The following is a 10246-nucleotide window of genomic DNA, read 5'->3' as shown; positions in this document are numbered from 1 at the left end:
CAAAATGGAAATCATGGTCCCAGTCCTTGTGTTTATCCTTATCCTTGCATTTTTTGGAATCCCTATGGTCGTCCCAGTCATCCGATTCGTAATGGTGATTATGGTCCCAGTCCTTGTGTTTATCCTTATCCTTGCGTTTTTTGAGGTCCTTGTGGTCATCCCAGTTATCCCATTGTTTATGCTGATCATGTTTCCGTTGTTTATTTTTGTCTTTGGAATGCCAGAGGTCATGGTCGTCTGGCCGATGGTCATCCTTGTAATAATAATTCATGAATTCGCCTCTCCTTTCATTCGAATGGTGGTGTAATAACAGGATATGGGGAAAAGCAGTGGAATGTATGGGGATGTGACTATACTTCCGTAAAACTTTAGTAAATTTGGGGAATAATGATCAAGAATATTTGCTATTTCCAAAATAACCATTCAATATAAATAACAGTTAACCAATTATGGAGGGTAATGAAATGCTGAAAAACCAGGTGGAGAATTATCTCACAACACAAGATGGGCCTGTCGAATTACATAATGTCGTAAAAGAATATGCGGAACGCCAAGGACTTCTCGAGGGAACAGAGGCAAAAGTTTTAGATTCGGGTACCCTTTTTGATCGTGCATATATTGAAAGAGGGGACAAAGAAACGGAGGAATTCCTTGGTGAGGAATCATTCGACTTCCTCGAGAAGCCAATCTCCTATTTTAAAGACCGGAAAAATGAATTCATGTACATGGAATCGAAATGGTTTGATTTGATCGGTGTCGATGCAGTAAGTTTTGAAAATGATGATGTATTTGGGACCTACGATGTCATGCTTGGCCTTAAACTGCAAAAAAAGATGGGGCCGGCCATCAAAAACTATCTTGAGCAGAGCCTTCAAGATGCAGGATACGATTTAATGTTCGACGGCAATGAAGGATTATGGAGCCTCAATTTCGCATTGAATGGCCTGGAAGGATACAAGGAGAGCCTATCTATAAAAGATGCTTTTATTCTAATTTATGATTTTCTTTTCAAATTGGCGGAATCTATAGAAGATAAGTAATGTAAAGCGCCTTTGCGGTGCTTTTTTTATCGCTTTAACAGGGTATCATACTACTATATTAGAATACTAAAATTTTCCAAAGTGGTTGACACCAGCCATCAGGAAACATAAAATTAACGTAAGTTATTAGTCAATAGTTAAAATTCAGAAAATGGAGTTAGTGATGAGTAAAATTGCGATTGGGAAAACAGCGGTCCTGCTGGCATCTTTCACAGAAGAAGAGATGGTGTTTTTTCAGGATAGGTTGAGTGATGTAAGCTATTGTCTTGGCAAGGTAGGATCAATGAATTTACAAAAGGTAATTTCCGCAGTGGAAACAGCTGCCAAACGCCATGGACTCATTCATCCTCATTTATACCGTGAAACACATGCTCTGTACCATGCAATAATGGAAGGGATGGAAGGTGTTACACGCGGCCATCTATCTATTGGTGAAATGAGCAGGACAGTCGGTCTGAGATTTGCTGTCGTAAGGGGAACACCCTTCGAGGATCGTGCAGAAGGTGAATGGATTGCTGTTGCGTTCTATGGAACGATTGGCGCTCCAGTAAAAGGTTCTGAACACGAAACGGTTGGGTTGGGAATCAATCATATATGAAGTTGCATTGCCTATAGTCCACTAGTCATAAGGAGGCGATGATGGTTTAAGTATGCCATTATCGTCTCCTTTTTATTTTATCCGATCAGGGGGTAGCTTGAATGGTTGTATTAACGGGTGAATCATTAACCTTGGAACAAATCAGGCAGGTTTGTTATCAGGATGAAATCGTAGCGATCAGTCCGGAAAGTATGGAAAAGGTTGAAAAAAGCAGGGAAGCAGTAGAAAAAATCGTAGCGGAAAAGCGTACGATTTACGGAATAAACACAGGTTTTGGCAAATTCAGTGATGTCATCATCGATGAACGGGATGTTAACTCACTGCAATTGAATTTGATTCGTTCGCATGCCTGCGGCGTGGGGGATCCTTTTCCGGAAGTGGTTTCACGGGCAATGATTTTGCTGCGGCTTAACGCCTTAATCAAAGGATATTCCGGGATCAGGCCAGTGATTGTAGAACGATTAAAGGAATTGCTTAACCTGCAGATCCATCCAGTTGTGCCGCAGCAAGGTTCGCTTGGTGCTTCCGGAGATTTAGCTCCGCTTTCACATTTGGCACTTGTTCTGCTCGGAGAAGGGAAAGTTTATTATCAGGGCAAGGTATGCTCCACTTCCGAAGCATATGAAAAAGAAGGACTCGAAGCGATCGAGTTAAAAGCTAAAGAGGGTCTTGCACTAATTAATGGTACACAGGCAATGACGGCGATGGGGGTTGTCAATTGGCTGGAGGCAAACGATCTGGCATATCAGTCAGAGTGGATTGCTTCCCTTACTATGGAAGGACTGGAGGGCGTCATTGATGCATTCCATCCTGCTGTCCATTCGGCGAGAGGTTACCAGCAGCAAATGGACGTAGCTGAACGTATGAGAGACCTGCTTGCAGGGAGCAAGCTGACGACACACCAGGGAGAAAAACGGGTGCAGGACGCATATTCGCTAAGATGCATACCACAGGTGCATGGTGCTTCCTGGCAGGCACTTGATTATGTGAAAGAAAAGCTTGAAATCGAAATGAATGCTGCTACGGATAATCCTCTTATTTTTGACAGTGGTGAGACGGTAATATCGGGAGGCAACTTCCATGGCCAGCCGATTGCCATTGCGATGGACTTCATGAAAATTGCTGTCGCAGAATTTGCGAGTATTTCTGAAAGACGTATTGAGCGGCTGGTCAATCCTCAATTAAATGACCTTCCTCCATTTTTGAGTCCACAGCCTGGACTTCAGTCTGGTGCGATGATCATGCAATACAGCGCGGCCTCTCTTGTTTCCGAAAATAAGACGCTCGCACATCCGGCAAGTGTAGATTCTATTCCATCCTCAGCCAACCAGGAGGACCATGTGAGCATGGGGACCATTGCAGCCCGCCATGCCTACAGCATTATTCAGAATGTCAGGCGTGTGCTGGCCATAGAATGTATTTGTGCACTCCAGGCAGTCCAATACCGGGGAATCGAAAAAATGGCGCCAAAAACAAGAAGCTTTTACGAGGATGCCAGAAAGATTGTTCCTTCAATCACAGAAGATCGCGTTTTCTCTGAGGATATTGAGAGACTGGCAGAGTGGCTAAAAAAAAATAACTGGCAGTGGACAGCTATAAAAAAGCATGGGAGCTTAGTTTGATAATCTAATTTATTAAGAGGAGTGGAAATGATGACAATAAAAGCGAAACGCAATATTAAAGCGAAAAAGGGCCTGGAACTCGAATGTAAAGGCTGGGAACAGGAAGCGGCATTAAGAATGCTTTATAACAATCTAGACCCCGAGGTCGCAGAAAAACCGCAAGACCTAGTCGTTTATGGAGGAATTGGCAAAGCCGCGCGTAACTGGGAGGCGTTCGATGCAATTGTTGAAACGCTAAGAAGGCTCGAAAATGATGAAACAATGCTTGTCCAATCTGGTAAACCTGTTGCGGTATTCAAAACACACCAAGCAGCTCCCCGCGTCTTGATTTCGAATTCAGTATTGGTCCCTAAATGGGCAAATTGGGATCATTTCCATGAACTTGATAAAAAAGGTTTGATGATGTATGGGCAGATGACTGCGGGAAGCTGGATTTATATTGGTTCACAAGGGATTCTGCAGGGCACATATGAAACCTTCGCCGAGGTTGCGAGACAGCATTTTGGCGGTACGCTAAAACATACAATTACACTGACCGCGGGTCTCGGAGGCATGGGAGGAGCCCAGCCGCTGGCCGTCACGATGAACGGAGGTGTTTGCATTGCGGTGGAAATCGACCCGCAGCGTATCCAAAAACGTCTGGATACGCGTTATTGCGACAGGATGACCCATTCAATCGATGAAGCGATTCAATGGGCAAAGGAAGCGAAGCATAAGGGTACAGCACTTTCGATTGGTCTTGTAGGCAATGCAGCAGAAGTCCATCTTGAACTTTTGTCAAGAAACTTTCAAGTCGAAATCGTAACGGACCAGACTTCGGCTCACGATCCATTGAATGGCTATATACCTGTCGGGGTGAATCTGGAGGAGGCAGCACAACTGCGGGAAAATAACCCGGAGGAATATGTTAAGCAATCATCATTCTCAATGGCTAAGCATGTTGCATCCATGCTTGAGTTCCAGCGCCGAGGAGCGGTTACTTTCGATTACGGAAACAATATTCGCCAGGTGGCCAAGGACCATGGAGAAGAGCAAGCTTTTGACTTTCCTGGATTTGTCCCTGCTTATATCCGTCCGCTGTTCTGTGAAGGAAAAGGCCCTTTCCGCTGGGCAGCTTTGTCAGGTGACCCTGCTGACATCCATCGCACAGATGAACTAATCAAAGAACTTTTCCCTGAAAATGAAGCCCTCCAGCGCTGGATTGACATGGCTCAGGAAAAGGTTGAATTCCAGGGTCTGCCATCGCGGATTTGCTGGCTTGGCTATGGTGAGCGAGTGAAAATGGGATTGGCAATCAATGAGCTGGTACGAAATGGTGAATTGAAAGCTCCGATTGTAATCGGCAGAGACCATTTGGACAGCGGGTCCGTTGCTTCGCCAAACCGGGAAACTGAAGCGATGAAAGATGGCAGCGATGCAGTCGGCGATTGGGCAATCCTTAATGCACTAATCAATGTCGCTGCCGGCGGCTCGTGGATTTCTGTCCACCATGGAGGGGGAGTAGGGATGGGCTATTCTCTTCACGCAGGTATGGTTGCAGTTGCTGATGGAACGGACCTGGCGGAGGAAAGACTGAGAAGAGTCCTGACCACGGACCCTGGAATGGGCGTTGCCCGCCATGCAGATGCAGGTTACGAAAAAGCGATTGAAACAGCGAAAGAAAAAGGCGTAGATATTCCAATGCTTCCGTAATGTAGAAAAGAACGGGGAATTCGAACGAGTTCAGATTCTAACGTGTTTAATGGCTCTTTTCGAAGTTGCTTCCTAATTCGATATAGAGCCTTTTGAGTGTATATAGAAAGGGTGGGAGACCATTGACATATGATTTGATTCTATACAATATAGGGCAGCTCATTTTGCCGCTATTCAAAAATCGACCCTTAAAAGGGGAGGAAATGAAAGAACTGCATATAAGAGAGAATGCCGCAATGGGAATCATCGAAGGAAAAGTGGCCTGGCTCGGCTCAAGCGTGGAGGCTGAATCATTAAAAGCCTCTGAGCGAATCGATGTCCAGGGAAAAGTTGTTTCCCCCGGCCTTGTTGATCCACATACTCATTTGGTTTTTGGTGGCTCGCGTGAGCATGAGCTTTCGTTAAAGCAGGCCGGTGTTCCTTATTTGGAAATATTGGCTAAGGGCGGGGGAATTTTGTCAACTGTCTCAGCTACTAAAAAAGCATCCGAAGCGGAATTGCTCAAAAAGGCATCCTTCCACCTTGAAAGGATGATTTCTTATGGTGTGACAACCATGGAAGCCAAAAGCGGATATGGCCTGGATGCAGAGACAGAGCTCAAGCAATTGCAGGTGGTCAAGAGGTTAAAAGAAAAATATCCGGTTTCGATTGTATCAACATTCCTGGGAGCACATGCTGTTCCTCCTGAATTTAAGGGGAAAGAAGCTCAGTTCCTGGACCTAATGTCTGGTTTATTCGACGAAATCAAAGAAACTGGGCTGGCGGAATTCATCGATATTTTTTGTGAAACAGGGGTTTTTACGATTGAACAATCTAGGGAGTACTTACAGCTTGCAAAAGACAAGGGTTTTGGATTGAAGATCCATGCTGATGAAATCGATCCGCTAGGTGGTACTGAGCTGGCGGTGTCATTGGGAGCTGCAAGTGCGGACCATCTGGTTGCCGCTTCAGATGAGGGAATCAAACGGCTCGCTGAAGGCAGCACAGTAGCGGTTTTACTGCCAGGTACAACATTTTATCTCGGTAAAGACCAGTATGCTCGTGCAAGGAAAATGATTGATGAGGGTGCAGCAGTCGCCCTGGCAACAGATTTTAATCCAGGCAGCTGTGTGACTGAAAACCTGCAAATGATCATGTCACTCGCAGCTTTAAAACTGAAAATGGCAGCGGAAGAAATCTGGAATGCAGTTACGATCAATGCCGCCCATGCAATCGGTAAGCCCCAAGAGGCAGGGACACTTGAAATAGGACGCCCCGCAGATTTCGTGATCTGGGATGTGCCTAATTATCAATACATTCCGTACCATTATGGTGTGAATCATGCTCAAAGCGTTTTCCGTTCTGGCAAAAAACTTTGGGAAAGGATGGCTTATAGTGGAGTTCAGCTATCTTCAGCCAGGTAGGCAGGCAGTATTCAAGGACAATTTTGTCACCAAGGTCAATGAGTGTCTTGCATCCTATACAGACGGAGCTATAGGGGAGATTGGGTTGATCGGTCTTCCGTTCTCAAAAACTTCTATTTCTTTGTCACAGGCATCGGATGCGCCTAAATCTATAAGGGCATGCCTTAGTACATTCTCTACTTTTTCAGGGGAAAGAGACCAAGATTATAAGAATATTAAGGTCCTTGACTTTGGTGATGTGCAGGTGCATCCAACTGACATGGAGGAATCCATTGAAAGACTCCGTATAAGCGTCGGAGAAATGCTTGCAAGGAATGCCTGTAACAGGTATATCTTGCTCGGTGGGGACCATGGAGTCAGCTACCCTTCGATCCGTGCATTCAGTGAGCAATATGGTGAGATAGGTGTCCTCCAATGGGATGCACACCATGATGTCAGAAATCTGGAGGATGGCGGACGGACAAATGGCACTCCATTCCGCAGTCTCATTGAAGGAGGTCACCTTAAAGGTGAGAATCTTGTCCAGATAGGAATCCGTGATTATGCGAATGCCAAAGTCTATCATGATTATGCGAAGGATAAAGGGATTACCGTTTATACAATGGAAGATGTTGAGATTTCAGGCATAGTACCTATTATAAAAAAGGAACTGGACAGATTATCTAAAATAGTAGATATAATCTATTTATCGGTCGATATGGATGTCGTGGACCAGGCATTTGCACCAGGATGCCCGGCAATCGGTCCGGGAGGCATAACCAGCAGGGAACTGCTTACCAGCATTTCCGCTGCAGCCACTCATCCAAAAGTGAAAGCAATGGATATCGTAGAAATAGATCCTTCTAAAGATTTCCGTGATATCACAAGCCGACTTGCGGCTGCCGCCATGCTTCGTTTTATGTTTAATCAATGATTTATAGTAAAAATAGACCTGCAGACAAGCAAGAAAGTGTCTGCAGTTTTTTTATAACGAGAGTAAGAAGAGTTTAATTGACAAAAGACCCTGCCTGGATATGTAGTGACCAAGGTTCGGGAAGCAGATGTATCTTCACTTACAATTTATGTGAGAACCAGGATACTTGTCCCATTTCGTCGCTTGAACTATTTTCGATTTAAAGTTAGAGTTACTTTATACATAGTAAAAGAAGGTGTCAGCATTTGAGCAAGAGGTATTTTACCATCGGGATGGCAGGTCATATTGATCACGGGAAAACGTCGTTGACCAAGGCGTTGACAAATGTGGACACTGACCGCCTGAAAGAAGAAAAAGAACGGCAAATTTCGATTGAACTGGGCTTTGCGCCACTATATGAAGATGAAGAACTGCAAATTTCGGTGGTGGACGTACCGGGACATGAGCGCTTTATCCGCCAGATGATCGCCGGTGTAGCTGGGATTGATCTTGTCGTTCTTGTTGTCGCTGCCGATGAAGGGGTCATGCCGCAAACTCGTGAGCATCTGGACATTCTTGGATTTCTGGGGATTCGTTCAGGAATTATTGCAATCACAAAGATTGACAGGGTGGAAGAGGATTTCATCGAACTTGTGAAAGACGACATTCTTGGCGAGCTTAAAGGGACCGTTTTTGAAAATGCACCTTTTATGATGGTCGATAGCCTATCTAAAAAAGGAATCATCGAACTGAAAGAACTGATTATTGGTACGCTGAAAGAACAGGAAATGCGTGATGTAAAGGGAGCTTTCCGTCTGCCCATCGACCAGGTATTTTCGGTAAAAGGCCAGGGCACCGTTGTCAGAGGCACTGTTTACGAGGGGACGGTTGAAGAAGGGCAGCAATTAAAAGTCTTGCCATCAGGGCATGAAGTAAGGGCACGACAGCTTCAGGTACATCATCAGCCTGCCAAAAAAGCGTTCGCGGGTCAGCGGGCTGCCATTAATCTTTCAGGGGTATCGAGGGACGAGCTTGAACGGGGTGAGGTGCTGGTTTCTTCTGAGCATTTTATCGTTACCAATACAATTGACGTCGCAATCAGAGTCGTTGAGGACCTTGACCACCTGGTAAAACAAAGGACGCCAATAAAGTGCCATATCGGTACGGCCGAAGTAATGGGACGAATTGTCTTTTTTGACAGAAACGAACTAAAAGAAGAGAATGGGGAGATTCTTTGCCAGCTGCGCCTTGATGAAAAAATCGTCACTAAACGAGGAGACCGGTTCATTGTTCGCAGGCCAAGTCCGCAGGAGACAATTGGTGGCGGTTGGGTAATCGACCCACGTGGAAACAAGTATCGATTTGGACAGCAGACAATTGAGGAGTTGGAAAAAAAGAAAGCTGGAACACCGATTGAAAGAATGAACGCTGCCTTATATGAAGCAAAAAGCCTGACGGTCGAAGAGCTGATTAAGCGGACAGCGCTTGATGAGGGATCTATTTTATCCAATCTAAAAGATGACCAGTTTGTCAAAGTATCAAATAAAGAATATGCCCTGACATCAATCATTGACCTTATCGAAGAAGATATCATGGATCGATTGGAAGATTATCACGAGGAAAGCCCAATGCGTCCTGGCATGAATAAAGCTGAATTGTTGCAAACACTGCAAAAATCTTTTTCTAAAACGTTGCTGGAATTCATAATCGAAAATGGAATCAGCAAGGGGTTATTCATGAGAAAAGAACAATATATCTCGCTTGCAGCATTTGTTCCGCATGTCCCGAAAAACTGGGAAAAACGGACAGAGAATCTGATCAACGAGCTTAAGAAAGACGGCTTAAAGGTTGCTTATTTGCATGACTATATTAAAAATGCAGGCATACCTGACTCTATCTCCTTTGAACTAAAACGCTTCCTCGAAGACCAGGAAGTTATTGTTATGCTGGATGACCAATACGCCTGGTATGGAGAACATTTTGCTGATGCAGTGAGTAAGCTGAAAGAGCAAACGGGAGATGAATTTGAAGTCTCACAGGCAAAAGAAGCAGTGGAGTTATCACGTAAGTATATGATTCCATTCCTTGAACGTCTCGATGCACTTGGATACACGAGAAGGATCGAGAACAAAAGGGTTTGGAGAAAAAGTTAAACAAAAAACAGCAGAGCCATGGGTTCTGCTGTTTTTGTCTGGTTTTAAAAATTGTTTACATAATATGATTATTTTTACTCGGTAGATTTTACCTGTAGTGGAGGAGGAATCAGCCAGCCTTTTGTTTTGTTTAACTTTAGCATTTTAGCGCCAAATTGTGCCTTTGCCATATGGAATTGGCCGTACATCATCGCGATATCTTCTCTGATGGACTGGCCGATCATAGTACTCGCGGCAATCAGACCTTCTGCAACATCCTTTGAGACTGCAGCCGAAATTTCAGGGTCACTGAATCTTGCTCCAGGAGGAATATCTTCCAGATGGGCAACAGGACGTTCAGGTGAAGATGGAGGGAGCCCGATGCCATTCGTTTTTAGCAGTTCTTCAACCTGCTTATTTTCTTCCTGCATCGCCTCAATTGCTTCTTGGACAAGCTTTTTAAGATCCTCATCACCAATGTGATTGATAAAGGTCTGGTATGCAGCGATCAGACCATGATTGACTGATAAATGAGTCCAGGCCCCATATACCTCACCATAATGCATAGGTTCATCTTTTGGATTTCCGCTTAAAATTCCCATAACCGCACTCCTTATTGTGTTTATATTCATTTTGTTTCTCCTTAGGAAAGGAAATTGTCAACAAGGCTTATTTTGTTTAAAAGAGAACAATTCATGCATTAACCTAAGATTAATATTTAGAGGAGATAGAAGGGAATATCGGATTGGGAGTGAGAGGATTAAAACACAGAATTTATCGAAATCGGTATCGTGTTCAGACAAATTGTAGGTATCGGTGCAAGATTTCCTCCCAAGTTGAAATATAAAGTTATTATATTTCATAATT

Annotated in this window: 9 protein-coding genes; 8 read left to right on the top strand and 1 reads right to left on the bottom strand. The window is 44.3% G+C overall.

Annotation, left to right across the window (positions count from 1 at the left end; genetic code table 11):
• The 8 genes from FS736_RS17300 to selB form a co-directional block, all read left to right on the top strand.
• Positions 1-307, top strand: a 307-nt coding sequence (locus FS736_RS17300; RefSeq protein ID WP_222125083.1) for a hypothetical protein, incomplete at its 5' end; no start/stop codon positions are given.
• A 157-nt stretch (positions 308-464) separates the two neighbouring features.
• Entirely contained in the window at positions 465-1040 is a 576-nt protein-coding gene (locus tag FS736_RS17295) for a branched-chain amino acid aminotransferase (protein WP_144479559.1), read from the top strand.
• A gap of 163 nt (positions 1041-1203) precedes the next feature.
• Positions 1204-1638, top strand: a complete 435-nt coding sequence (gene hutP, locus FS736_RS17290) for a hut operon transcriptional regulator HutP (protein ID WP_144479557.1) — start codon at positions 1204-1206, stop codon at positions 1636-1638.
• A 101-nt stretch (positions 1639-1739) separates the two neighbouring features.
• On the top strand, positions 1740-3260 hold the full coding sequence (hutH, locus tag FS736_RS17285; protein ID WP_144479555.1) for a histidine ammonia-lyase: 1521 nt from the start codon (positions 1740-1742) through the stop codon (positions 3258-3260).
• A 30-nt stretch (positions 3261-3290) separates the two neighbouring features.
• Positions 3291-4952, top strand: coding sequence for a urocanate hydratase (hutU, locus tag FS736_RS17280; RefSeq protein WP_144480023.1), 1662 nt, complete (start codon positions 3291-3293; stop codon positions 4950-4952).
• A 203-nt stretch (positions 4953-5155) separates the two neighbouring features.
• Positions 5156-6355 carry an imidazolonepropionase gene (gene hutI, locus FS736_RS17275; protein WP_222125082.1) on the top strand — a complete coding sequence of 400 codons (1200 nt, stop codon included), beginning with the start codon at positions 5156-5158 and terminating at the stop codon, positions 6353-6355.
• Positions 6327-7268 carry a formimidoylglutamase gene (gene hutG, locus FS736_RS17270; protein WP_313959732.1) on the top strand — a complete coding sequence of 314 codons (942 nt, stop codon included), beginning with the start codon at positions 6327-6329 and terminating at the stop codon, positions 7266-7268. The genes hutI and hutG overlap by 29 nt, the downstream gene beginning before the upstream one ends.
• A gap of 245 nt (positions 7269-7513) precedes the next feature.
• On the top strand, positions 7514-9400 hold the full coding sequence (selB, locus tag FS736_RS17265) for a selenocysteine-specific translation elongation factor (protein ID WP_144479551.1): 1887 nt from the start codon (positions 7514-7516) through the stop codon (positions 9398-9400).
• Between the two features lie 74 nt (positions 9401-9474).
• Here the strand turns inward: selB and FS736_RS17260 are convergent, their stop codons facing one another.
• Complete coding sequence (locus FS736_RS17260; RefSeq protein WP_144480019.1) at positions 9475-9981, bottom strand: DUF3231 family protein; 507 nt, start codon at positions 9979-9981, stop codon at positions 9475-9477.
• Positions 9982-10246 lie beyond the last annotated feature (265 nt).

Source organism: Cytobacillus oceanisediminis 2691 (assembly GCF_007678455.1).
GTDB lineage: Bacteria > Bacillota > Bacilli > Bacillales > Cytobacillaceae > Mesobacillus > Mesobacillus oceanisediminis_A.
Note: the sequence above shows the minus strand (reverse complement) of the source record. Positions and strands in the feature narration are given on the sequence as shown.

What these genes read in the sequence shown, in the direction of transcription:
- FS736_RS17295 (WP_144479559.1), top strand. Translation starts at nt 465, where the DNA reads ATGCTGAAAAACCAGGTGGAGAATTATCTCACAACACAAGATGGGCCT.
- hutP (WP_144479557.1), top strand. Translation starts at nt 1,204, where the DNA reads ATGAGTAAAATTGCGATTGGGAAAACAGCGGTCCTGCTGGCATCTTTC.
- hutH (WP_144479555.1), top strand. Translation starts at nt 1,740, where the DNA reads ATGGTTGTATTAACGGGTGAATCATTAACCTTGGAACAAATCAGGCAG.
- hutU (WP_144480023.1), top strand. Translation starts at nt 3,291, where the DNA reads ATGACAATAAAAGCGAAACGCAATATTAAAGCGAAAAAGGGCCTGGAA.
- hutI (WP_222125082.1), top strand. Translation starts at nt 5,156, where the DNA reads ATGAAAGAACTGCATATAAGAGAGAATGCCGCAATGGGAATCATCGAA.
- FS736_RS17260 (WP_144480019.1), bottom strand. Translation starts at nt 9,981, where the DNA reads ATGGGAATTTTAAGCGGAAATCCAAAAGATGAACCTATGCATTATGGT.